The following is a 22876-nucleotide window of genomic DNA, read 5'->3' as shown; positions in this document are numbered from 1 at the left end:
GCCGATCGCCCTAGCCGATCGCCATGTCGCGGGTCTCGGCCCGGACCAGCAGCAGCGCGGCCGCCCCGGCGACCAGCAGCGCCGCGAAGGTGCCGATGGCGACGCCGAAGCCGTGGACGAAGACCATCGCCAGCAGGCTGGGCGCCAGGATGCCGCCCAGCCGCGCCACCGCGCTGGCCGTGCCCATGCCGGTGCCGCGCAGATGGGTCGGGTAAAGCTCGGGCGTGAAGGCATAGAGCGCGCCCCATGTCCCCAGCAGCGCAAAGCTCATCAGGATCAGCGAGCCGGCGATCATCGCGGTCGATCCGGCGACGGTGAACAGGAAGCAGCCCGCCGCGCTCAGCAGCAAAAAGCCCATCAGCGTGTTGCGCCGCCCCCAGGCCTCGACCCCATGGGCGGCCAGCGCATAGCCCGGCACCTGCGCGAGGGCCAGGATCACCAGGAAGCCATAGCCGCGCACGAAGCCGAAACCCTCGGTGGCCAGCTGCCCCGGCACCCAGACGAAGACCCCGTAATAGGACAGCGAGACCAGGAACCACACCGCCAGCACGCCCATCGTGCGCGGCCGCAGCATCGGCGCGAAGATCGAGGTCTCGGCCCCCGCCGGGACCGGGGCGATGACCAGCTGCTCGCCCTCGTTCAGCGGGTCGGCGCCATTGGCCCTCAGCACCCGGTTCACCACGGCGCGGGCCTCGGCGGCGCGGCCCTTGCGGACCAGGTACATGGGCGATTCCGGCACCCACAGCCGCAGCCAGAAGCCGATCAGCGCCGGCGCCGCCGCCACGAAGAAGATCCAGCGCCAGGGTGCCTCGGCCCCCATCGAGGACGCGATCCAGGCGGTCAGCGCGATCACGATGGTGCCGATGGCCCAGAACCCCTCCAGCCAGACCAGCCAGCGGCCGCGATTGCGGGGCGGCAGGAACTCGGCCATCATCGCATAGTCCACGGGCAGGGTGCCGCCCACCGCCACGCCGGTCAGGAAACGCAGCACCAGCAGCCAGGTGAAATCCCCCGCCGCCACCGAGGCAAGGCCGAAGACCGCATCCATCGCCACCGTGCCGATCAGCACCCTGCGGCGCCCGATCCGGTCGGCAATCCGCCCGAAGCCCCAGGCGCCCACGAACATGCCCAGGAAGAACAGCGTGCCGATCTGCAGCGCCGTGACCCGCTCGACCCCGAAGCTGACCGCGACCGAGGGCGCGGCGAAGCCCACCGCGATCACCTGCATCGCATCGGCCGCCCAGACCAGCCCGAAGATCCCCAGCAGCCGCCACTGGAACCGCCCGGTCCCGCCGCGCGCCAGCGCCTCATCCACCGTCAGTTGCATGGTCCGCCCTTCCCGGAAAGCCGATGACACCCCTGCTTAGCGCCCGGCCCCGCCGAAAACCAACGGAATCGCCCCGATTTCTCCGCGCCCCGATTTTCCCCCCGCCTCGACAGCGGGCGGCCCGGCGGCTAGGTTCTGGCGCAAAGGAGCCCCGCCATGTTCACCATCGCCACCTGGAACATCAACTCGATCCGCCTGCGCGAAGGGCTGGTCGCCCGCCTGCTGCAAGAGGAATCGCCCGACATCCTGTGCCTGCAGGAATGCAAGTCCCCGGTCGAGAAGATCCCGCTCGAGGCCTTCCGCGCCCTCGGCTACAACCATATCGTCGCGCGCGGCCAGAAGGGCTATAACGGCGTCGCCATCCTGTCGCGCCTGCCGATCGAGGATGCGGGCGACCGCGACTATGCCCGGCTGGGCCATGCCCGCCATGTCGCGGCGCGGCTGGAAAACGGCGTGGTGATCCACAACATGTATGTGCCGGCCGGCGGCGACATCCCCGACCGCGAGCTGAACCCGAAATTCGGCCAGAAGCTGGATTTCGTGGCTGAGATGCGCGACGTCTTCCATGCCGACCGCCCGGAACGCTCGATCCTGGTCGGCGACCTGAACATCGCCCCGCGCGAGGACGACGTCTGGTCGCACAAGCAGCTCCTGAAGATCGTCAGCCATACGCCGATCGAGGTCGATCACCTGCTGTCGGCGCAGGATGCCGGCAAATGGGTCGACATCACCCGCAAGGACATTCCCGACGGGCTGCTCTATTCCTGGTGGAGCTATCGCGCCCGCGACTGGGACGCCGCCGACAAGGGCCGCCGGCTGGACCATGTCTGGGCCAGCCCCGACATCGCCAATGCCGGCCATGGCAGCCGCATCCTGCGCCCGGTGCGCGGCTGGGAAAAACCCAGCGACCACGTCCCGGTCTTCGCCAGCTTCGACCTCTGACCCCGCCCCTTCATCTTGGCGCAAATATCCCGGGGGGAGTCGCGGCACGCGACGGGGGGCAGCGCCCCCCTTCCGGCGACCGGCAGGCAATCCGCCCTTCCGTTCGCGCCCCGGACGCCCCATATTGCCGCCAACCGAATTCCTGCCAACTCGCTTGGGGACGACATGACCATGCTGTTCGAAGGCGCCGCCAACGCGCCGCAACCCGCCGATTTCATCAAGGACGTGACCGAAGCCGATTTCATGGCCGAAGTGGTCGAGAAATCCATGGAAGTGCCGGTCATCGTCGATTTCTGGGCGCCCTGGTGCGGCCCCTGCAAGACGCTCGGCCCCCAGCTGGAATCCGAGGTCGCCCGCCACAAGGGCCGGGTCCGCATGGCCAAGGTCAATGTCGACGAAAGCCAGATGATCGCCGCGCAGCTGCGCGTCCAGTCGATCCCGACCGTCTACGCCTTCTTCCAGGGCCGCCCGGTCGATGCCTTCCAGGGCGCGGTGCCGCAAAGCCAGATCAGGCAGTTCGTGGACAAGCTGGCGGCGCTTGGCGGCGATGACGGCGGGCTGGCCGATGCGCTGGCCGCGGCCGAGCAGATGCTGGAGGAGGGCGCGGCTTCCGATGCCGCCGAGACCTTCGCCGCGATCATCGGCGAAGAGCCCGAGAATGCCGAGGCCTGGGGCGGGCTGGTCCGCGCCCATCTGGCCGCCGGCGAGGGTGATGCCGCCGCCGAGGCGCTGTCGCAGGTCCCCGCCGCCATCTCGGGCGCGGCCCCGGTCGAGGCCGCCCGCGCCCAGCTGCAGCTGGCCCAGCAGGCCGCGAATGCCGGTCCCCTGGGCGACCTGCAGGCCCGGGTTCAGGCCGATCCGGACGACCAGCAGGCGCGGCTGGACTATGCCCAGGCGCTCTATGCCGCCGGCCGCATCGAGGAGGCGGTCGAGGTGCTGCTGGACAGTTTCCGCCGCGACCGCGACTGGAACGACGGCGCCGCCAAGGCGCAGCTGCTGACCATCTTCGACAGCCTGAAACCCACCGATCCGATCGGCCAGAAGGGCCGGCGCAGGCTGTCCTCGCTGATCTTCGCCTGATGGTTCCGCATTTCGACCTGCCGGAGCGCCTGCCGCTGTTCCCCCTGCCGGGCACGGTGCTGATGCCGCGGGCGCGCCTGCCGCTGCACATCTTCGAGCCGCGCTATCTGCAGATGCTGGAAGACACGCTGAAGACCGACCACCGGATGATCGGCATGATCCAGCCCGACGGCGCGGCGCTGGCCAGCATCGGCTGCGCGGGGCGGGTGATCGCCTTTTCCGAGGGCGATGACGGGCGGATGATGATCTCGCTCAGGGCGATCTCGCGCTTCCGGCTGCAGCAGGCCGAGGAAGGCTTCGCCCCCTATCTGCGCGGCCTGGTCGAATTCGGCGACTTCCAGCGCGACCTGGGCACGCCCGAGACCGATCCCCGGATGCAGCGCGACCGGCTGTTTTCCCTGCTGCGCCGCTACATGGAGGCGCATGAGCTGTCCACCGACTGGGAGGCTGCCGAAAAGGCCGATGACGAGGTGCTGGTCAATTCGCTGTCGATGATGCTGCCCTTTTCCAGCAGCGACAAGCAGGCGCTTCTGGAAAGCCCCACCCTTGGCGACCGGCGCGAATTGCTGGAGGGGCTGATCGAATTCGCCCTGCGCGGCGGCGACAACGAGGAGCGACTGCAATGACCCCCGACACAAAGCCCGACACGGACCCCGACACCGGTCCCACAACCGGCCCCACAACCGGCGGCGACCATCCCGGCTTCGACCGCCACATGCTGGAGGCGCTGGTCTGCCCCGTCACCCATGCCACGCTGCATTACGACGCCGCCCGGCAGGAACTGGTCTCGCGCGCGGCCGGGCTGGCCTTTCCGATCCGCGCCGGCATCCCGATCATGCTGATCGACGAGGCCCGGCAGATCAAGGCCGAGGACTAGGCCCGGCGCCGCCCTGCCATTGCGCCCTGCCATTGCAATGCCGCCGCGCGCCGCCTAACTGTGATGACCATGTCCGAGAATGCGCCGCAATTCCCGCGCTGGGTCAGCGCCATCATCCTTCTGTGCTGCCTGGCCGAGGGCCTGCTGCTGCTGGCCGACACGCTCGGCTGGGCCCAGGCACGCAACGGGGCGGTGCTTTACGGCGCCTTCTGGTCGGTGCTGATGCATGGCGGGCTGGGGGTCTTTCCCGGCCAGGGCGCGGCGATGTTTCTCACCTACGGCTTCCTTCATGCCGGGCTGCTGCACCTGGGGATGAACATGGTCTCGCTGGCCGCCGTGGCCCGAGAGCTGTGGCGGCTGATGCCGGCGCGGCTGATGGCGCTGTCCTATGCGGCAAGCCAGGTCGCGGCCGCGGCCACCTATGGCTGGATGGATCCCGCCGGCGGGCCGATGATCGGCGCCTCGGGCGCGGTCTTCGGGCTGGCGGGGGCGCTGTTCGGCTATGGCGGGATCTGGCGCTTCCGCACCGGGCGCTCGATGCGGCCGGTCTGGCGCGCGGTGGCGGTGGTGCTGGGGCTGAACGTGGCGCTGACGCTGATGATGCCGCAGATCGCCTGGCAGGCGCATCTGGGCGGCGCCGTCGCGGGGCTGCTGGTCGGGCTGGTCGCGGCCGGCTTCCGCGTCGCCAGGACCGCGCGCTGACCTAGCTGCCCGCCGCGCCGTCCCAGCCCGCCTCTGCACCGCTATCCGCCGCACCGCTATCCGCCGCGCCCTCCTGATCCGCCGTTTCCTCGGCCTCCGCCGCCTTGTCGGCAGCCACCAGCTGGCGCAGGGCGGGCCGGAAGCCTTCGGCCGCCGCATGGGCCAGCGCCACCGGGTCGGCACCGGGATTCTGGGCCAGATGCTCGGCCAGGAGGCGATGGCCCAGCCCGTAGCCGGTCGCATTGCGCAGATCGCCCTTGCCGAAGAACCAGCGCGCATGATCGTAATCGCGCCGCGCCCATTCGTTCATCGCCATGCGCGCCACCCCCGGAGCCGGGACCGTCGCGTCCCAGGGATCGGGCGCGCCGCCCAGCACCTGCAGCACGAAATGGCCGGCCAGCCCCTCGCTGACCAGCGCCTCGCCCAGGGACTTGCCATAGCCCGGCCCGTCCCAGCGGATCAGGTGGTGGAATTCATGCACCAGCGTGCGGATCAGCAGGTCGGGATCGAAGCGCGCCGGGTCCAGGGTGATCTCGACCAGCCCGGCCGAGGGCGTGCGGCCGCCGACGCCCCAGCGCGGCACGCCGCCGCCCAGAACCGGCGTCACCACCAGGTCGAAATCGGGCAGCTCGGCATGGGCCCTGGCCAGCGCCACCGCCCGGCGCGAGGCGGCGCGCAGTTCCGACAGGATCGTCGTCAGCCCATGGCGGGCGTTCAGCGGATGAAGGTGCCAGATCGTCATGTCGGGGCAGGTATAGCCGCCTCAGACCTCGGGCACCAGAACCTCGCGCTTGCCGACATGGTTGGCCGGCGAAACCACGCCCTGTTCCTCCATCTGCTCGACCAGCCGCGCGGCCTTGTTATAGCCGATGGCCAGCTTGCGCTGGATGTAGGAGGTCGAGCATTTGCGGTCCTTGGCCACGATCATCACCGCCTGGTCATAAAGCGCGTCGTCGCCGCCATCGCCGCCGCCCAGGCCCAGAACGGCGTCGATATTGTCGGCCTTCTCGTCGTCGGGGCCTTCCACGACACCGGACTGGTAGGAGGGCGGGCCGAAGGATTTCAGGTGGTTCACCACCTCCTCGACCTCCTCGTCGCTGACGAAGGGGCCGTGGATGCGGGTGATCCGCGCGCCGTTGCCCATATACAGCATGTCGCCCTGGCCCAGCAGCTGCTCGGCCCCCTGCTCGCCCAGGATGGTGCGGCTGTCGATCTTGGAGGTGACCTGGAAGGAGATCCGGGTCGGGAAGTTTGCCTTGATCGTGCCGGTGATCACGTCGACCGAAGGCCGCTGCGTCGCCATGATCAGGTGGATCCCCGAGGCCCGCGCCATCTGCGCCAGGCGCTGGATGCAGGCCTCGATCTCCTTGCCCGCGACCATCATCAGGTCGGCCATCTCGTCGACGATGACGACGATATAGGGGAAGGTCTCGGGCTGGAATTCCTCGGTCTCGAAGACCGGCTCGCCGGTATCCTCGTCGAAGCCGGTCTGGACGGTGCGCTTGAACATCTCGTTCTTCGACAGCGCCTCGCGAACGCGGCCGTTATAGCCCTCGATGTTGCGCACGCCCATCTTGGACATCTTGCGGTAACGGTCCTCCATCTCTCCGACGACCCATTTCAGCGCGACCACGGCCTTCTTGGGATCGGTGACGACAGGCGACAGCAGATGCGGGATGCCGTCATAGACCGACAGTTCCAGCATCTTCGGGTCGATCATGATCAGCCGGCATTCGTCCGGCGTCAGCTTATACAGCAGCGACAGGATCATGGTGTTGATCGCCACCGACTTGCCGGACCCCGTGGTCCCGGCGATCAGCAGGTGGGGCATCTTGGCAAGGTTCGCCACCACCGGATCGCCGCCGATATCCTTGCCAAGCGCCAGCGGCAGCGGCTGGGTGCCGTCGCCGAAGGCGCGGCTGGCCAGGATCTCGCGCAGCAGCACCTTTTCGCGCCGTGCATTGGGCAGCTCGATCCCGATCACGGTGCGGCCCGGCACGGTGGAAACCCGCGCCGACAGCGCCGACATCGAGCGCGCGATGTCGTCGGACAGCCCGATGACGCGGCTGGCCTTCAGGCCCGGTGCCGGCTCCAGCTCGTAAAGCGTGACCACCGGGCCGGGGCGGACCTCGGTGATCTGGCCCTTGACGCCGTAATCGTCCAGCACCGCCTCCAGCATCCGGGCGTTTTCCATCAGCGATTCCTGCGACATCGACGGCTGGCTGCTGGTCGCCGGCGCCGTCAGCAGCCCCAGCGGCGGCACTTCGTAATCGGCATAGGCATCGTCGAAGCGCATCTGCGGCTCGGCCTCGGCGCGGGCCTGGCGCGAGGGCGCGGCCGAGGGCTTGCGCAAGGGCGGCACCACCACGCGCCGGGTATCGGCGCCGAAGGGCGCGGGCTCGATGCGTTCCGCGTCGTGATCGTCCTCGGCGTCATCGGCCGCCGGATCGGCGGGCAGCGGGGCGCGGTCCTTGTCGCGGGCCAGGCGCGCCGCCACCGCCGCCAGGACCGAGGGCTTGCCCGCCCGGTTGCGGATCGCGTCCGAGATCCGGCCGCTGACCTCGTCGGCCGAGGGCGCGTCGCCGTCGTAATCGGCGTCACGCTCGATCAGCTCGGGCTCGGGCAGCCTGTCGTCCAGCAGTTCGGCCTCGGCATCCGCGTTGCGACGAGCGAACAGCCCGGTGATGCGCGGCGCGGAACGGGGCGCGGCAGCCGCCGTCCGCTCGGCCGGGGCGGGGACGGCGCGGCGCTGGCGCAGCTTGCGGGCGACGCCCTCGGACAGCTGCGCGCCGCGCCCGGCCAGCCGCAGGGCGATGTCGAAGGCGGTGACCAGCCCGACCAGGAAGCGCCGCCAGATGCCGCGCAGCTCGGCCCGCTCGAAGCCCAGCACGAAGGCCAGGAAGGCGACCAGCCCGGCCGCGACCAGCAGCGTCGCCAGCCGGATGCCGATCGAGGCCTTCATCGGCAGCAGGTTCAGCATCGCGCCCATCACCATGTCGCCGAAATGCCCGCCCAGCCCGTAATTCTGCTGCCAGTCCGGCCCCGGTGCCAGCGTGCTGCAATAGACCGAGGCCAGCGCCACCGCGATCGGCAGGAAGATCGCCCGCATGATGCGGTCCTCGCCCCGGTGCAGCATCAGCCGCAGGCCCCAGACCGCGGCGCCCAGGACCAGCATCCAGGACCCATAGCCGGCGATCATCATCAGCGGCGAGGCGATATAGGCGCCGATCGCGCCCAGATAGTTCTGCGCCGGTTCGTCCGTGGCCGACAGGAAGCTGGGATCGTCGGCCGACCAGCTTGACAGCAGCATCGCGACCAGGACGCCCAGAACCACCAGGCCCGCGCCCGCCAGTTCCTTGCCGCGCCGCTCCAGCGCCGCCTGCGTGTTCTGATCGAAAAGCGGATCGCGTTGCTTCGCGTGCCAGCTTGCCATGCCGTTACCCTTCCCCGAACGCTTCTTCGTCGTCATATAGCACGTCGCGCAGCCGGAGCAGCGCGGCCTCGGTCGCCTGGGGCGTGTCGACCAGCGCCACGCGGATGAAGCCCGCGCCCGGATTGACGCCCCCGACCTCGCGCGACAGATAGGCGCCCGGCAGGACCTGGATGCCCGCCTGCGCCCACAGTTTCCGGGCCGCCGCCTCGCCATCGGCGACCGGCAGCCACAGGAAGAACCCGCCCTGGACCGGGCGATAGCCGGGCACGTTGCCCAGCACCCGGTCGGCGATGCGGTATTTCTGCTGATACAGCTCGCGGCTGGTGGTGACGTGATCCTCGTCGCGCCAGGCGGCCTCGCTGACGGCCTGCGCGGGCAGGGGCAGCGGCGCCCCCGCATAGCTGCGCAGCCGCCGCATCTGGGCGACCTGCGCCACGCCCCCCGCCGCGAAGCCCGAGCGCAGCCCCGGCAGGTTCGAGCGCTTGGAGAGCGAGTTGAACATCACCACCCGGTCGGGATGGCCCATTTCCGTGGCCACCGCCAGCGCGCCCGGCGGCGGGGCGTCGCGCCAGATCTCGGAATAGCATTCGTCGGCCAGGATCAGGAAATCGTGGCGCTCGGCCAGCGCGACCAGCGTTTGCAGGTAATCCCGGTCCGCCACCGCGCCCTGCGGATTGGCGGGCGAGCAGAGATAGGCCAGCGCCACCCGGTCCAGCACCTCCGGCGGCAGGCCGGCATAATCGGGCAGATGCCCGGTTTCCGGCGTGGCGGGCACGAAGACGGGTTCGGCCTGGACGGCGGCGGCGGCCACGGCATAGACCTGATAGAAGGGGTTCGGCACCAGCACCACGGGCCGCTGCCCGTTCTTCTGTTCCGGGCACAGCGCCAGCCCGGCATTGAACAGCCCCTCGCGCGTGCCGTTCAGCGCCATGATCCGGTCCGGCGCGACATCCAGCCCGTAGCGCCGCCCCAGCCAGCCCGAGATCGCCTCCAGAAGGCCCGGCGTGCCCTCGTTCACCGGGTATTTCGCGAAATCACCGATATGGGCGGCCATGACCTCGGCCACGAAGGGCGGCATGGCATGGCGCGGCTCTCCGATGGTCATCACCACCGGATCGGCCGCACCGGGCCGAATGTCCGACAACAGCGCCCGCAGGCGCGGGAACGCGTATTCCGGCAGGTTCGAGAACCGCTCGGGGAATGCCATCTCTGCCTCGCTTTCGGGGTCTTTGCCCCGTTTATTACCCCAAACATTAGCGTCATCGGGCGCTTGCGTCCAGCCAAAGGCCGAAAAAGAGCGCCAATCAGTTGACGCCAAGCGCCGCCTCGACGGCCGAGGCCACGCGCAGCAGGTGCCGGTCGCCGCCGGTATGGCCCATCAGCATGAAGCCGCAGCCGGGACGGCCGGTCGGCAGGGTCAGCGCCGGCAGGTCCAGCAGGTTGGCGATCCGCGTGTTGCGCAGCGTCAGCAGGTTGGCGCGCACGAATTCGTCCTGGTCGTTCATCAGCCGGTCGGCGCGCGGCGGCAGGATCGGCACGGTGGGCAGGACCACCGCATCGAAGAAGGCGGTCTTGGCCGACCATTCGCGGCGCAGCCGGGCAAGGCTTTCCCAGCCGGCGACGTAATCGGGGGCGCTGACCTCGGCCCCGCCGCGGAAACGCTCCAGGATCGGGGTCCACATCAGTTCCGGCGCATCCTCGATCTGCGCGCGCCAGATGCCATAGGCTTCGGGCGCGAACAGCACCGGCGCCAGCTTCATCGCGCGGGCGACGCTCTGGTGGCTGGCGCGGGTGACGACCGCGCCGGCCTGGCCCAGCCGGTCCAGCGCGTCGTCGAAAGCCGCGACCGGGGCGTCCTCGGCATCCTGATAGGGCACATCCTCCAGCACCATCAGCCGCAGCCCGGCGGCCGAGGTCCCCTTCAGGTCGACCACCGGCTGGCCGGTCAGGACCGAGACGATCTCGGCGCAGTCCTCGACCGTGCGGGCGATGGGGCCGACCACGTCGAAGCGGCGGCACAGCGGCACCACCCCGGCCGCGGGATGGACCCCGTGGCTGGGCTTGAAGCCGGCAAGGTCGTTCCAGGCGGCCGGCACGCGGATCGAGCCGCCGGTATCCGAGCCCACCGCCGCCGCCGCCAGCCCCATCGCCACCGACACCGCCGCCCCCGAGGACGAACCCCCCGGCGCCAGCGCGGGGTCCAGCGCATTGGGCGGCGTGGCGGTGTTCGGGTTCAGCCCCAGGCCGGAAAAGGCCAGCTCGGTCATGTGGGTCTTGCCCAGGCAGATCATCCCCGCCCGGCTGGCGCGGGCCAGCGATTCCGCGTCGCGGGCGGGCACGCGGCCCTCCAGCAGGCGCGATCCGGCCTCGGTCGCGGTGCCGGCGCTGTCGATATTGTCCTTCCAGCTGATCGCCACCCCGTCCAGGATGCCGCGCCGCAGGTCGGCCTTGCCGCGGTCATGGGCCGCGACCGCCTCGGCCCGCGCGCGGTCGGCGGTCATGCGGGCATAGATGCGCCGGCCGTCGGGATGGGCGGCGGCGGCGGCCAGATAGGCCTCGGTCTGGTCCAGGGGATCCAGAAGCCCGGCCATGATCGCCCTGCCCTGCCGGGTCGCCGAGGCTTTCAGCCAGTCCATGTTCAGAAATCCACCGCGATGCCGTTCTTTTCGTAATCGCCATAGCGGACGGGTTCGGGGCCGTCGCGGCCGCCATATTCCTTCGGCAGCGGCTGGGCCTTGGCGGCGGCCTTGCGACGTTCCTCGGCCTCGGCCAGGGCGCGTTGGGCGGCGGGCGGCAGATCGGCGCGATCGGTCATGGAAAGATTCCTGAATACGGCATAAGGGTCTTGGGCAACTGTGACCCAAAGCTTTAGGCAAAGGAAAGCATTTTGGCAAAGCCCCCCGGCGATGACGCCCGCCGCGCCGCGCTGCGGTTGATTTCCGGCCTGCGCGACGGGCAGAGCCTGTCCGACCAGGCCGCCGCGCTGCGCCGGCTGGCGCCCGCCGACCAGGCCCGCGCCGCCAGGCTGGCGGCCGAGACCCTGCGCCACCGCGCCCGCGCCGACGCCGTGCTGGCCCGCTTCCTGTCGCGCCGCACCGCGCCGCAGGTCCAGGACCTGCTGCAGCTGGCCACGGTCGAGATGCTTGAGCTGGGCGGCGCGCCCCATGGCGTGGTCGATGCGGCGGTGAACCTGACGCGGGGCCTTGGCCGGAAGGGCCAGGCGGCGGCGGGCATGGTCAATGCCGTGCTGCGCAAGGTGGCCCGCGTCGAGGACTGGGACGCATTGCCGCCCCAGCGCCTGCCCGACTGGCTGCGCGCGCCCGTCGCCGCCACCTGGGGCGAAGCCGCCACGCTGGCCATCGAGGCCGCCCATCAGGCGGGCGCGCCGCTGGACCTGACGTTGAAGCCCGGCGCGGCGGTCGAGATCGAGGGCGCGCGGCCCCTGCCGACCGGCTCGCTGCGGCTGGACGGGGGCGTGCAGGTCTCGGCCCTGCCGGGATATGCCGAGGGCGCCTGGTGGGTGCAGGACGCCGCCGCCGCGCTGGCCGTGCGGCTGCTGGAGCCGCAACCGGGCGAGCGGATCGCCGATCTCTGCGCCGCGCCGGGCGGCAAGACGCTGCAGCTGGCCGCGGCCGGGGCCGAGGTCACGGCGGTCGACATCAGCAAGGCGCGGCTGGCGCGCGTGGCCGAGAACCTTGCCCGCTGCAACCTGTCGGCGCGGCTGGTCGCCGCCGATGCGCTGGACTGGCAGCCCGAGGGCGCGCTGGACGCGGTGCTGCTGGACGCGCCCTGTTCGGCCACCGGCACCATCCGCCGCCATCCCGACCTGCCCTTCCTGCGCGACGGCAGCGGCATCGCCGGGCTGGCCGAGCTGCAGGCGCGGCTGATCGACCGCGCGGTCGGGATGCTGCCCTCGGGCGGGCGGATGGTCTATGCCACCTGCTCGCTTCTGCCCGAGGAGGGCGAGGCGCAGATCGCCGCCGCGCTGGCCCGCCATCCGGACCTGCGCATCGAGCCGCCCGCCCTGCCCGGCATCGAGCCGGAATGGGTCACGCCCGAGGGGGGGCTGCGGCTGCGGCCCGATCATTGGCCGGAGCTGGGCGGGATGGACGGCTTCTTCATCGCGCGGCTGCGGAAGGCGGGGTGAGGGGAGTTTTGCGTCCCGCGACGCCGGGGGGCGCTGCCCCCCGGACCCCCCGAGGTATTTTCAAGGAGTGCGAGGGGATGGCCCATGCGTTCGTGAGTTGCGGGGTGCTGGACCTTCGGGCGCCGAGGCGCTAGTTCAGCGCCAAACCAGCCCGGAGGCCCGACATGACCCATCCGATCCCCATCAAACGCGCGCTGATCTCGGTCTCGGACAAGACCGGGCTGATCGACTTCGCCCGCAGGCTGTCGGCGCGCGGAGTCGAGATCCTGTCGACCGGCGGCAGCGCCGGGGCGCTGCGCGAGGCCGGGCTGACGGTGGTGGACGTGGCCGATGTGACCGGCTTCCCGGAAATGATGGACGGTCGGGTCAAGACCCTGCATCCGAAGGTGCATGGCGGGCTGCTGGCGCTGCGCGACAACCAGGAGCACCTGGCGGCGATGGAGGCCCATGGCATCGGGCCGATCGACCTGCTGGTGGTGAACCTCTACCCGTTCGAGGAGACGGTGGCGAAGGGCGCCGATTACGACACCTGCATCGAGAACATCGATATCGGCGGGCCGGCGATGATCCGGGCGGCGGCCAAGAACCACGGTTTCGTCAGCGTCATCGTCGATGTCGAGGATTACGACGCCCTGCTGGCCGAGCTGGACGCGAACGACGACCGCACCACGCTGGCATTCCGCCGGCGGCTGGCCCAGGTCGCCTATGCGCGGACCGCCGCCTATGACGCCGCCGTCAGCAGCTGGATGGCCGGGGCGATCGGCGAGGAAACGCCGCGTCGGCGGGCCTTCGCCGGCACGCTGGCCCAGGGGCTGCGCTATGGCGAGAACCCGCATCAGCAGGCCGCCTTCTATGTCACCGGCGAGACCCGTCCCGGCGTCGCCACCGCGCGGCAGTGGCAGGGCAAGGAGCTGTCCTACAACAACATCAACGACACCGACGCCGCCTTCGAGCTGGTGGCGGAATTCGACCCGGCGAACGGCCCGGCCTGCGCGATCATCAAGCACGCCAATCCCTGCGGCGTGGCCCGCGGCGAAACCGCCATCGAGGCCTATCGCCGCGCCTTCGACTGCGACCGGACCTCGGCCTTCGGGGGGATCGTGGCGCTGAACCAGCCCCTTGACGGCGCGACGGCCGAGGAGATCGTAAAGATCTTCACCGAGGTGGTGATCGCGCCCGATGCCGACGAGGATGCGAAGCGCATCTTCGCCGCCAAGAAGAACCTGCGCCTGCTGACCACCGGCGGGCTGCCGGATCCGGCGGCGGGCGGGCTGACCTTCCGCCAGGTCGCGGGCGGCTTTCTGGCGCAGGGCCGCGACAACGGCCATGTCGCGCGGGCCGACCTGAAGATCGTGACGGCGCGCCAGCCCTCGGAGGCGGAACTGGCCGACATGCTGTTCGCCTGGACCGTCGCCAAACATGTGAAGTCGAACGCCATCGTCTATGCCAGGGACCTGGCCACGGTGGGCATCGGCGCGGGCCAGATGAGCCGCGTGGACAGCACCCGGATCGGCCGGCGCAAGTCCGAGGACATGGCCGAGGCGCTTGGCCTGCCCCAGCCCCTGACCATCGGCGCGGCGGTGGCATCCGACGCGTTCTTCCCCTTCGCCGACGGCATCGAGGCGCTGGCCGAGGCCGGGGCGAAGGCGGTGATCCAGCCCGGCGGCTCGATGCGCGACGACGAGGTGATCGCGGCGGCCGACCGCCTGGGCCTGGCGATGGTCTTTACCGGCCAGCGGCATTTCCGGCACTGATGCAGAGCGAACTGCCCTTCGACGGCGGCCAGAAGCCCGCCCCCGAACCGGCCCGCGATCCGGCGCCGAAGCCGAAGCGTCCGCGCGCGCCGCGCAAGCCCAGGCCCCCCGAACGGGCCGACATGCGGCTGACCTTCTGGTTGGCCCTCTTGATCGTGATCGCGGACCAGGCGCTGAAATACTGGGTCGTGCATGTGCTGCGGCTGGACCGCCTGCGCGAGATCGACGTGCTGCCGCCCTGGCTGAACCTGCGCATGGCCTGGAACCAGGGGGTGAATTTCGGGCTGTTCGCCTCGGACCAGGACATCATGCGCTGGGTGCTGATCGCGGTGGCGGCGGCGATCTGCCTGTGGGTCTGGTACTGGGTCTGGCGCAGCGCGCAGGGGCTGGTGGCGCGGATCGCCGCCGGGCTGCTGATCGGCGGCGCCATCGGCAATGTGATCGACCGGCTGTGGTACGGGGCGGTGGCGGATTTCCTGAACATGTCGCTGCCGGGCTGGCAGAACCCCTACAGCTTCAACGTGGCCGACATCTCGATCTTTGCAGGCGCCGTCGGGCTGATCCTGATCCCGCAGAAACGGCCTGACGCGCCGAAATCCGGGCGCGGGTCGCGCAGGACCGGGACCGACAAGACCCGTGACGAGGCCGGCAAATCGCGCTAAGCAGGGTCAACGACAAGCTGAAGGGGCAGAGGATGCGGGCTTTCGCGCTGATGATCGGACTGGCGGCCACGACCGCGCTTTCCGCCTGCGGAGACGATCGGGGGCTGATGAACCTGCGCTCGACCAGCGACGGGCCGGACGAATTCGCGATCCTGCCGACGCGGCCGCTGTCCATGCCGCCCGACCTGGCGGTGCTGCCCGCTCCGACGCCGGGCGGCGCCAACATCACCGACCCGACGCCCATCGCCGATGCGGTCGGCGTGCTGGGCGGCAATCCGGCGCAGCTGGCCGACCAGGGCATCGCCGCCTCGGACCAGGCGCTGGTCGCCCATGCCGCGCGGCGCGGCAGCGACCCGGCGATCCGCACCGAACTGGCGCAGACCGATGCGGAACGCCGCGCCAGGAACGGCCGGCGGCCGCTGGAACGGCTGTTCGGCACCAATGTCTACATGCGCACCTATGCGCCGATGCGGATGGACGCGCAGGCCGAACAGGAACGCTGGCAGCGCGCCGGCGCGCAGACACCCAGCGCGCCGCCGCCGGCAGAGTGATCCGCCCCACCCCGCAAGCCTGTTCAAACGCGGCATCGCGCCGCGCTCACGCGAGAGTGGGTTGCGCCCGGCCTTCGCGCGCGCCAGATTTCCGGCCGAGACAGAGGAGCTTGCCGCAATGCCCCCGATCCGCCGCCCGGCCGCGCCCCGGAGCCTGACATTCGCCGCGCTGGCGCTGGCCGCCCTGCCTGCCTTTGCCGAGCCGCCCGCACCCGTCGAAACGCCCGCTTCTGTCGAAACGCCCGCCGCGGCCGACATGCCCGAGGGCGTCAGCCATTTCACCCTTCCCAACGGGCTTGAAACCGTCGTGATCCAGGACCACCGCGCCCCGGTCGTGGTGCAGATGCTGTGGTACCGGATCGGATCGGCCGACGAACAGCCCGGCAAGTCCGGCATCGCCCATTACCTGGAACACCTGATGTTCAAGGGCACCGACAAGCTGGAACCGGGCGAGCTGTCGAAGACCGTGATCGCCAATGGCGGCATGGACAACGCCTTCACCTCCTACGACTTCACCACCTATTTCCAGCGCATCGCGTCCGACCGGCTGCCGCTGATCATGGAGATGGAGGCCGACCGGATGGCCAATCTGAAGATCGGCGAGGATGACTGGCAGGCCGAGCGGCAGGTGGTGCTGGAGGAACGCGCGCAGCGGGTGGACAGCAATCCCGCCGCGCTGTTCGCCGAGGAACGCAACGCGGTGCAGTTCTACAACCACCCCTATGGCCGCCCGGTGATCGGTTGGCGCGCCGAGATGGAGGGGCTGACCCGCGAGGACGCGATCGCCTGGTATGACGCGCATTATTCGCCGCACGAAGCCGTGCTGATCCTGGCCGGCGACGTGACCCCGGAATGCGCCCGCGAACTGGCCGAGCAGTATTACGGCCCGATCCCCGCCAAGGGCGAGGCCGCGCCCCGGATCCGCCCGCAGGAGCCGCAGAAACGCAGCGCGCGGCGGATGGAGATGTCGGACCCCCGCGTCGCCCAGCCCTCGATGACCCGCAGCTGGACCGTGCCCGAGCGCAATCCCGGCGACCAGAAGCCCGCCGCCGCGCTGACCGTTCTGGCGGAACTGCTGGGCGGCTCGATGCAGACCTCGGTGCTGGGGCGCGAGCTGGCGCTGACCGGCAAGGCACTGTGGGTCAATGCGGGCTATGACGGGCTGTCGGTCGATCCGACCAGCTTCCGCATCTCGCTGGTGCCGGCGGACGGGCTGGAGCCCGAAGCGGCCGAGGCCGAGCTGGACGCCGTGCTGGCCCGCTTTGCCGAGGCCGGCCCCGACCCCGCCGACCTGGAGCGCGTCAAGACCCGCATCCGCGCCGCCCGCATCTATGCCCTCGATTCCGCGCATGGCCGCGCCTATGACTATGGCCAGGGCCTTGCCACCGGGCTGACGGTCCAGGACGTGAACGACTGGCCCGAAATCCTGGCCGCGGTCACGGTCGAGGACGTGAGCCAGGTCGCCCGCGATCTGCTGGCCGATCCGGCCCATGTGACCGGCTGGCTGTTCCCCGCCGATCCCGCCGGCGGGTCTGCGCCGCCCGCCACCCCCGCCGCATCGGCCGATCCGCCCACCGATCCGCCCACCGATCCGGCGGCGGCCGACAGCGCGGCGCAGACCCGCCCGCCCGCGCGTCCCGCCCCCCAGGACAGCAATTCCGAGGTGCAAGGATGATCCGCGCCGCCATCGCCCTGTTTTTCGCCATCCTCGCCGTTCCGGCCCATGCGATCGACATCCAGGAGGTCACCTCGCCCGGCGGCATCAAGGCCTGGCTGGTCCAGGACGACTCGATCCCCTTCGCCGCGATCAGCTTCAACTTCCGGGGCGGCGCCAGCCTCGATCCGCCCGGCAAGCGCGGCGCGATCAACCTGATGACCGCCACGCTGGAGGAAGGCGCCGGCCCGCTGGATTCGACCCAGTTCGCCCAGGCGGCCGAGGACCTGGGCGCGCGCATGTCCTTCGACGTGGGCGACGACGCGCTGACGGTTTCGCTGCGCACGCTGACCGAGAACCGCGACCAGGCCGCCGACCTCCTGGGCCAGGCGCTGACCCAGCCGCGCTTCGACGGCGATGCGGTGGACCGGGTGCGGGCGCAGGTCCAGGCCATCATCCGCGCCGAGGCCACCGATCCGCAAGCCATCGCCGCCAAGGAAATGGCCCGCCAGGCCTGGGGCGACCACCCCTATGCGACCTCAATCAACGGCACCGCCGAATCGGTGGCCGCGCTGAGCAGGCAGGACCTGGTCGCCGCCAAGAACCGCGTCCTGGCCCGCGACCGCGTGGTGGTCGGCGCGGCGGGCGACATCACCCCCGAGGAGCTGGGCCCGCTTCTGGACCGCATCCTCGGCGGGCTGCCCGCCGAAGGCACCGCCCCCCTGCCCCAGGATGCGCAGCTTCAGCTGACCGGCGGCGTCACGGTGATCGACTGGGACAGCCCGCAGACCATCGTCAGCTTCGCCGGACCCGGCCTGCATATCGACGATCCGGATTACTTCGCCGCCTTCGTGGCCGACCATATCCTGGGCGGCGGCGGCTTCAGCTCGCGCCTGATGGACGAGATCCGCGAAAAGCGCGGGCTGACCTACGGGATCGGCACGGCGCTGGCCTCGGGGCTCTACGGTCAGACATGGCAGGGCGGCATGGCCGGCTCCAACGCGACGACCGGCCAGGCGGTCGAGCTGATCCGGCAGGAATGGGACCGCATGGCCGAAGGCGTCAGCCAGCAAGAGCTGCAGGACGCCAAGACCTACCTGACCGGCGAATATCCCCTGCGCTGGGACGGCAACGGCAAGATCGCCGGCATCCTGGCCGGGATGCAGCTGGCGGGTTTTCCCATCGACTATCCCAATACCCGCAACGACCGGGTCGAGGCCGTGACCGCCGAGGATGTCCAGCGCGTGGCCGAACGCCTGCTGCGTTCCGACCAGCTGCGCTTCGTGCTGGTCGGCCGCCCCGAGGGGATCGAATCCACCGACGGCCCCGCGCAGACCGACAGCGACCAGGCCCTGCGTCGCCAGCCCGAACCCGAACCTGCATTGAACTGACCCCGCCCCTCGCACTCCTTGAAAATACCTCACAGGGGGTCCGGGGGACGTGAAGTCCCCCGGCGCTCGCGGGACGCAAGGGGCGGCGGCGATGTCGCGAATCGCTGGCGGCAGGGGCTCTCTCATGCTACATCTGGGGGGATGAACCAGCACGCCCCCAAGATACGCCCCGTCATCCGGCAACTGGACGAAGCCACCGCCAATCGCATCGCGGCGGGCGAGGTGGTGGAACGCCCCGCCTCGGCCGTCAAGGAGCTGGTGGAAAACGCGCTGGATGCCGGCGCGACCCGGATCGACATCGCCATCGAGGATGGCGGCAAGGGCCTGATCCGCGTCGCCGACAATGGCTGCGGCATGGCGCCCGAGGACCTGCCGCTGGCCATGGCCCGCCACGCCACCAGCAAGATCGACGGCAGCGACCTGCTGGCGATCCGCAGCTTCGGCTTCCGGGGCGAGGCGCTGCCCTCGCTGGGTGCCGTCGGGCGGCTGACCATCACCTCGCGCGCGGAAGGGGCCGAGGGCGCGGCGATCTCGGTCGCGGGCGGCCGGATCCAGCCCCTGCGCCCCGCCGCCGCCAATCGCGGCACGGTGGTGGAACTGCGCGACCTGTTCTTCGCCACCCCCGCCCGGCTGAAATTCCTGCGCGGCAGCCGCGCCGAGACCCAGGCCGTCGCCGAAATCACCCGCCGCCTGGCGATGGCCGAACCCTGGGTCGGCTTCACCCTGACCGCCGACGGGCGCGAGATCTTCCGCGCCGATGCCGAGCAGGGCGAGCTGTTCGACGCCTTCCAGACCCGGCTTTCGCGGGTCATGGGCCGCGACTTCACCGACAATGCGATCCCCATCGATGCAGAACGCGACGGGCTGGCCCTGACCGGCTTTGCCGCGCTGCCCACCTATTCGCGGGGCGCGGCGGTGGCGCAGCACCTTTACGTCAACGGCCGCCCGGTCCGCGACAAGCTGCTGACCGGGGCGCTCAGGGCGGGCTATATGGACGTGCTGGCCTCGGGGCGGCATCCGGCGGCGGTGCTTTACCTGAATTGCGACCCCCAGCAGGTGGACGTGAACGTCCATCCCGCCAAGGCCGAGGTGCGCTTCCGCGATCCCACCGCCGCTCGCGGGCTGGTGGTCAGCGCCCTGCGCCACGCGCTGGCAGGCGCCGGGCATCGCGCCTCCTCCACCGTCGGGACCGCGACGCTGGCGGCCTTCCGCGCCGAGCCCGCCGCCGATACAGGGCCGGCGCATCGAACCTACCAGATGGATTACCGCCCCGCGCACCCCTCGGGCGGGGCGGTCCGCGCGGCGCTGGAGGCGCAGGCGCCGATGCCGCAGATGGAGCCGGGCTTCCACGAGCCGCCCTCGGCCCGGATCGAGCCCGAGCCGCAGGCGGCGCCGCAGGACGCCCCGCTCGGCGCCGCCCGCGCCCAGATCCACGAGAATTACATCATCGCCCAGACCGAGGACGGGCTGGTCATCGTCGACCAGCACGCCGCGCATGAGCGGCTGGTCTATGAACGGCTGAAGGCCCAGGCCGAGGCCAGCGGCATCGCCAGCCAGGCCCTGCTGATCCCCGAGATCGTGGAGCTGTCCGATGCCGATGCCGCGCGCATCCTGTCCGTCGCCGGCGAACTGGCCCAGCTGGGCCTGGTGATCGAACCCTTCGGCCACGGCGCCGTCGCCCTGCGCGAGACCCCAGCCATGCTGACCCGGCTGGACGCGCCGGCGCTGATCCGCGACATCCTGGACGACCTGGCCGACCAGGGCGCCTCGGACCGGCTGCGGGGGCGGATCGACGCGGTGCTGTCCTCGATGGCCTGCCACGGCTCGGTCCGCTCGGGCCGCCGGATGAATGCCGAGGAGATGAACGCGCTTCTGCGCGAGATGGAGCGCACGCCGAAATCCGGCCAGTGCAATCACGGCCGCCCGACATGGGTGAAGCTGCGGCTGAGCGATATCGAAAGGCTGTTCGGGCGCAGCGGATGATCGTCTCGCACCGGCACCGCTATATCTTCGTCCATATTCCGAAGACCGGCGGCACCTCGCTGACCCTTGCGCTGGAAGCGCGGGTGGGGCGCGACGACATCATCCTGTCGGACACGCCGAAGGGCCGGAACCGCCGCAGGCGGGTGCAGGGCACGCCGTCCAGGGGGCGACTGTGGAAGCATTCCACGCTGGCCGACATCGAGGGGCTGGTCGATCCGGCGATCTTCGCGGACTACCTGCTGGTCGCGACGGTGCGCAATCCCTGGGCGCGGGCGGTCAGCTATCACCGCTGGCTGCGCCGGCAGGACTTCGCCAATCCGGTGGTCGAGCTGGCCCGTCGGCTGGCATTCCGCGACTTCCTGCGCCAGCCGCTGATCCGCCAGCAGATGGCGCTGCCCGCCCGCCACTATCTGTCCGACGGCGGCGGGCGGGAACATCCGGCGCTGTTCCTGCGGCTGGAACATCTGGAGCAGGACCTGCCGCGGCTGGCCGACCGGCTGGGCTTCGATCCGGGGCCGCTGCCCCATGCGAACCGGCTGGGGCGGGGCGAGGACTGGCGCGCGGCCTATGACGGCCCCAGCGCCGCGATCATCGCCGAGGCGGCGGCCGAGGACATCGCCCGCTTCGGCTATGCCTTCGACGGCTGACGGGTATCAGCGCCATTGACCGCGCCCGCGCGCGGCGCGACAAAGGGGCAGAACCCGGAGGTCGCCATGCTGCAGATCAGCCCCGACAAGATCGCCCATATCATCATCCGCGCCCGCGAATATGACAGCGGCGTCAATGCCTGGGCGCATCAGGGCAGCCGCCCGCAGCACGGCACCCGGACCGAATTGCACGACTTCATCGAATCGCTGAACGAGGACGAGCAGGCCAGCCTGGTCGCCGTCATGTGGATCGGGCGCGAGAGTTTCGAGCCGGAGGAGCTGGAGGAAGCCATCGCGACCGCCCGCGCCGAGCGCACCATCCCGACCGAGGATTACCTGATGGGCGAGCCGCGCCTCTCGGACCTGCTGGAGGCCGGGCTGGAGGCGCTGGGGATCTCGCCCGAGGATGCCCAGGACGACATCCAGAAGCCGGTCTGAGCCGGCGGGACGCGGCCTCAGTCGCCCGGCGTCACCCGGATCATCGCGCCGTTGCGTTCGTCGGTCAGCAGCATGATCGCGCCGTCGCTGGCGACCTCGACGTCGCGGACGCGGCCGATGCCCTGCAGGTGGCGGGCCTCGCCGGTGACGCGGCCATCGGCGATCTCCAGCCGCACGATGGCGCCGGCCAGGCCGGCGATCAGCGCATCGCCCTGCCAGTCGGCAAACATCGCGCCGTCATAGAAGACCATGTCGCCCGGCGCGATCACCGGGTCCCAGTAATAGACCGGCTGCTCGGTCCCCTCCATCTGGGTGACGCCCTCGCCCACGGCGGCGCCGCTGTATTCGACGCCATAGGTCACCAGCGGCCAGCCATAGTTGCGCCCCGCCTGCGGGCGGTTCAGCTCGTCCCCGCCGCGCGGGCCGTGCTCGATGGTCCACAGCGCGCCGTCCGGTCCCATCGCCGCGCCCTGGATGTTGCGATGGCCCCAGGACCAGATCTCGGGCAGGGCCTCGGCCACGCCGGGATCGCCCATCGCCGCGCCGCTTTCCGGGTCGATCCGCACCACCTTGCCGATGGTCGTGGTCACGTTCTGGGCCAGCCCGCGCGCATCGGTGACCGAGCGTTCGCCCAGGGTCACGAACAGCCCGCCGGCGCCGTCGAAGACCAGCCGCGAGCCGAAATGCTTGTCCGAGGCCCAGGCGGGCTGCTGCTGCCAGATCACCCGCGCGCCCTCGATGGCGGAGCCATCGGCCGACAGCGTGCCGGTCGCGACCGCGGTGGCGTTCTGGCGGCCGCCGCGCGGTTCGGCGAAGCTCCACCACAATTGCCGGGTCTGGGCGAAATCATCGGCGATCACCACATCCAGCAGCCCGCCCTGGCCACGCCCGTCGACCTCGGGCAGGCCCGAAAGCGGCTCGGACAGCGAGCCGTCCGCGCCGACAAGGCGCATCCGGCCGGGCCGTTCAGTGACCAGCCAGCTGCCGTCGGGCAGTTCGGCCATGCCCCAGGGATGTTCCAGCCCCTGGACCACCGGCGCGGTGTTCAGCGCCCGGTCAGGCAGGACCGGCGCGCGGGTCTGGCCCTCGAAGGCCGGGCTCTGGCCCTGGCCATGCGGCGGGGCGGCGTTGAAATCCTGCGCGGCGGCGGCCGAGGCGATCAGCCCGGTGGCGGCGAAGGCGGTCAGTCGGGCGGCGATGCGGGGGAACGGCAGGGACATGGCTGGCCTTTCGTCGGTTCGGTCGGGACGTGGGAAACGCGGGGGTCAGAAATTCCTGCGATCCTAAC

General features: G+C 70.7%; 21 protein-coding genes. 14 read left to right on the top strand and 7 right to left on the bottom strand.

What is annotated here, in order from left to right; translation table 11 throughout:
• Window positions 1–10: 10 nt before the first annotated feature.
• Complete coding sequence (locus C9E82_RS08930) at window positions 11–1327, bottom strand: MFS transporter (protein WP_119900469.1); 1317 nt, start codon at window positions 1325–1327, stop codon at window positions 11–13.
• Window positions 1328–1483: 156 nt separating this feature from the next.
• Here C9E82_RS08930 and C9E82_RS08925 point away from each other — a divergent pair, with 156 nt between their 5' ends.
• The 5 genes from C9E82_RS08925 to C9E82_RS08905 all read left to right on the top strand — a co-directional run bounded on the left by C9E82_RS08925 (window position 1484) and on the right by C9E82_RS08905 (window position 4928).
• Window positions 1484–2269 (top strand): exodeoxyribonuclease III, encoded by a 786-nt coding sequence (locus C9E82_RS08925; RefSeq protein WP_119900470.1) that lies wholly within the window; start codon window positions 1484–1486, stop codon window positions 2267–2269.
• Between the two features lie 171 nt (window positions 2270–2440).
• Complete coding sequence (locus tag C9E82_RS08920) at window positions 2441–3349, top strand: tetratricopeptide repeat protein (protein WP_119900471.1); 909 nt, start codon at window positions 2441–2443, stop codon at window positions 3347–3349.
• On the top strand, window positions 3349–3975 hold the full coding sequence (locus C9E82_RS08915; RefSeq protein WP_119900472.1) for an LON peptidase substrate-binding domain-containing protein: 627 nt from the start codon (window positions 3349–3351) through the stop codon (window positions 3973–3975). Before C9E82_RS08920 ends, C9E82_RS08915 begins: the two co-directional genes overlap by 1 nt.
• Window positions 3976–4064: 89 nt before the next feature.
• Window positions 4065–4226, top strand: a complete 162-nt coding sequence (locus tag C9E82_RS24975) for a Trm112 family protein (RefSeq protein WP_240643665.1) — start codon at window positions 4065–4067, stop codon at window positions 4224–4226.
• 63 nt (window positions 4227–4289) lie between these two features.
• A complete protein-coding gene (locus tag C9E82_RS08905; protein WP_119900474.1) occupies window positions 4290–4928 on the top strand; it encodes a rhomboid family intramembrane serine protease in 639 nt (212 codons plus the stop codon).
• 1 nt (window position 4929) lies between these two features.
• Here the strand turns inward: C9E82_RS08905 and C9E82_RS08900 are convergent, their stop codons facing one another.
• The 5 genes from C9E82_RS08900 to C9E82_RS08880 all read right to left on the bottom strand — a co-directional run bounded on the left by C9E82_RS08900 (window position 4930) and on the right by C9E82_RS08880 (window position 11176).
• Entirely contained in the window at window positions 4930–5670 is a 741-nt protein-coding gene (locus tag C9E82_RS08900; RefSeq protein ID WP_119900475.1) for a DUF2268 domain-containing putative Zn-dependent protease, read from the bottom strand.
• A gap of 21 nt (window positions 5671–5691) precedes the next feature.
• The gene (locus C9E82_RS08895; RefSeq protein WP_119900476.1) at window positions 5692–8361 is read right to left on the bottom strand and encodes a DNA translocase FtsK; all 2670 of its coding nucleotides are present in this window, start codon (window positions 8359–8361) and stop codon (window positions 5692–5694) included.
• A 4-nt stretch (window positions 8362–8365) separates the two neighbouring features.
• A complete protein-coding gene (locus tag C9E82_RS08890; protein ID WP_119900477.1) occupies window positions 8366–9568 on the bottom strand; it encodes an aminotransferase class I/II-fold pyridoxal phosphate-dependent enzyme in 1203 nt (400 codons plus the stop codon).
• A gap of 97 nt (window positions 9569–9665) precedes the next feature.
• Window positions 9666–10997, bottom strand: coding sequence for an amidase (locus C9E82_RS08885; protein ID WP_119900478.1), 1332 nt, complete (start codon window positions 10995–10997; stop codon window positions 9666–9668).
• Between the two features lie 2 nt (window positions 10998–10999).
• The gene (locus C9E82_RS08880; protein WP_119900479.1) at window positions 11000–11176 is read right to left on the bottom strand and encodes a DUF1674 domain-containing protein; all 177 of its coding nucleotides are present in this window, start codon (window positions 11174–11176) and stop codon (window positions 11000–11002) included.
• A gap of 72 nt (window positions 11177–11248) precedes the next feature.
• Here C9E82_RS08880 and C9E82_RS08875 point away from each other — a divergent pair, with 72 nt between their 5' ends.
• The 9 genes from C9E82_RS08875 to C9E82_RS08835 all read left to right on the top strand — a co-directional run bounded on the left by C9E82_RS08875 (window position 11249) and on the right by C9E82_RS08835 (window position 21588).
• The gene (locus C9E82_RS08875) at window positions 11249–12508 is read left to right on the top strand and encodes an RsmB/NOP family class I SAM-dependent RNA methyltransferase (protein WP_170162160.1); all 1260 of its coding nucleotides are present in this window, start codon (window positions 11249–11251) and stop codon (window positions 12506–12508) included.
• 164 nt (window positions 12509–12672) lie between these two features.
• Entirely contained in the window at window positions 12673–14262 is a 1590-nt protein-coding gene (gene purH / locus C9E82_RS08870; protein WP_119901130.1) for a bifunctional phosphoribosylaminoimidazolecarboxamide formyltransferase/IMP cyclohydrolase, read from the top strand.
• On the top strand, window positions 14262–14924 hold the full coding sequence (gene lspA / locus C9E82_RS08865; protein WP_240643715.1) for a signal peptidase II: 663 nt from the start codon (window positions 14262–14264) through the stop codon (window positions 14922–14924). Before purH ends, lspA begins: the two co-directional genes overlap by 1 nt.
• 32 nt (window positions 14925–14956) lie before the next feature.
• Window positions 14957–15475: a DUF3035 domain-containing protein gene (locus C9E82_RS08860; RefSeq protein ID WP_119901131.1), complete on the top strand. Its 519-nt coding sequence runs from the start codon at window positions 14957–14959 to the stop codon at window positions 15473–15475.
• Between the two features lie 118 nt (window positions 15476–15593).
• Window positions 15594–17150 (top strand): M16 family metallopeptidase, encoded by a 1557-nt coding sequence (locus C9E82_RS08855; RefSeq protein ID WP_122449243.1) that lies wholly within the window; start codon window positions 15594–15596, stop codon window positions 17148–17150.
• Entirely contained in the window at window positions 17147–18520 is a 1374-nt protein-coding gene (locus C9E82_RS08850; protein WP_119901245.1) for a M16 family metallopeptidase, read from the top strand. Before C9E82_RS08855 ends, C9E82_RS08850 begins: the two co-directional genes overlap by 4 nt.
• Before the next feature lie 141 nt (window positions 18521–18661).
• Window positions 18662–20503: a DNA mismatch repair endonuclease MutL gene (gene mutL / locus C9E82_RS08845; RefSeq protein ID WP_119900524.1), complete on the top strand. Its 1842-nt coding sequence runs from the start codon at window positions 18662–18664 to the stop codon at window positions 20501–20503.
• Window positions 20500–21150 carry a sulfotransferase family 2 domain-containing protein gene (locus C9E82_RS08840; RefSeq protein WP_119900525.1) on the top strand — a complete coding sequence of 217 codons (651 nt, stop codon included), beginning with the start codon at window positions 20500–20502 and terminating at the stop codon, window positions 21148–21150. The genes mutL and C9E82_RS08840 overlap by 4 nt, the downstream gene beginning before the upstream one ends.
• A 66-nt stretch (window positions 21151–21216) precedes the next feature.
• Window positions 21217–21588: a DUF3775 domain-containing protein gene (locus C9E82_RS08835; RefSeq protein WP_119900539.1), complete on the top strand. Its 372-nt coding sequence runs from the start codon at window positions 21217–21219 to the stop codon at window positions 21586–21588.
• 17 nt (window positions 21589–21605) lie between these two features.
• On the opposite strand, the gene C9E82_RS08830 is transcribed toward C9E82_RS08835, so the two are convergent.
• Window positions 21606–22808 (bottom strand): PQQ-dependent sugar dehydrogenase, encoded by a 1203-nt coding sequence (locus tag C9E82_RS08830; protein WP_119900526.1) that lies wholly within the window; start codon window positions 22806–22808, stop codon window positions 21606–21608.
• Window positions 22809–22876: the final 68 nt, after the last annotated feature.

The organism is Paracoccus sigandri (genome assembly GCF_003709565.1).
Lineage (GTDB): Bacteria > Pseudomonadota > Alphaproteobacteria > Rhodobacterales > Rhodobacteraceae > Paracoccus > Paracoccus siganidrum.
This window is presented reverse-complemented; position numbering and strand designations above follow the sequence as displayed.

Coding starts and splice junctions, on each gene's coding strand:
- C9E82_RS08930 (WP_119900469.1), bottom strand. CDS start 1,327: ATGCAACTGACGGTGGATGAGGCGCTGGCGCGCGGCGGGACCGGGCGG.
- C9E82_RS08925 (WP_119900470.1), top strand. CDS start 1,484: ATGTTCACCATCGCCACCTGGAACATCAACTCGATCCGCCTGCGCGAA.
- C9E82_RS08920 (WP_119900471.1), top strand. CDS start 2,441: ATGCTGTTCGAAGGCGCCGCCAACGCGCCGCAACCCGCCGATTTCATC.
- C9E82_RS08915 (WP_119900472.1), top strand. CDS start 3,349: ATGGTTCCGCATTTCGACCTGCCGGAGCGCCTGCCGCTGTTCCCCCTG.
- C9E82_RS24975 (WP_240643665.1), top strand. CDS start 4,065: ATGCTGGAGGCGCTGGTCTGCCCCGTCACCCATGCCACGCTGCATTAC.
- C9E82_RS08905 (WP_119900474.1), top strand. CDS start 4,290: ATGACCATGTCCGAGAATGCGCCGCAATTCCCGCGCTGGGTCAGCGCC.
- C9E82_RS08900 (WP_119900475.1), bottom strand. CDS start 5,670: ATGACGATCTGGCACCTTCATCCGCTGAACGCCCGCCATGGGCTGACG.
- C9E82_RS08895 (WP_119900476.1), bottom strand. CDS start 8,361: ATGGCAAGCTGGCACGCGAAGCAACGCGATCCGCTTTTCGATCAGAAC.
- C9E82_RS08890 (WP_119900477.1), bottom strand. CDS start 9,568: ATGGCATTCCCCGAGCGGTTCTCGAACCTGCCGGAATACGCGTTCCCG.
- C9E82_RS08885 (WP_119900478.1), bottom strand. CDS start 10,997: ATGGACTGGCTGAAAGCCTCGGCGACCCGGCAGGGCAGGGCGATCATG.
- C9E82_RS08880 (WP_119900479.1), bottom strand. CDS start 11,176: ATGACCGATCGCGCCGATCTGCCGCCCGCCGCCCAACGCGCCCTGGCC.
- purH (WP_119901130.1), top strand. CDS start 12,673: ATGACCCATCCGATCCCCATCAAACGCGCGCTGATCTCGGTCTCGGAC.
- lspA (WP_240643715.1), top strand. CDS start 14,262: ATGCAGAGCGAACTGCCCTTCGACGGCGGCCAGAAGCCCGCCCCCGAA.
- C9E82_RS08860 (WP_119901131.1), top strand. CDS start 14,957: ATGCGGGCTTTCGCGCTGATGATCGGACTGGCGGCCACGACCGCGCTT.
- C9E82_RS08855 (WP_122449243.1), top strand. CDS start 15,594: ATGCCCCCGATCCGCCGCCCGGCCGCGCCCCGGAGCCTGACATTCGCC.
- C9E82_RS08850 (WP_119901245.1), top strand. CDS start 17,147: ATGATCCGCGCCGCCATCGCCCTGTTTTTCGCCATCCTCGCCGTTCCG.
- mutL (WP_119900524.1), top strand. CDS start 18,662: ATGAACCAGCACGCCCCCAAGATACGCCCCGTCATCCGGCAACTGGAC.
- C9E82_RS08840 (WP_119900525.1), top strand. CDS start 20,500: ATGATCGTCTCGCACCGGCACCGCTATATCTTCGTCCATATTCCGAAG.
- C9E82_RS08835 (WP_119900539.1), top strand. CDS start 21,217: ATGCTGCAGATCAGCCCCGACAAGATCGCCCATATCATCATCCGCGCC.
- C9E82_RS08830 (WP_119900526.1), bottom strand. CDS start 22,808: ATGTCCCTGCCGTTCCCCCGCATCGCCGCCCGACTGACCGCCTTCGCC.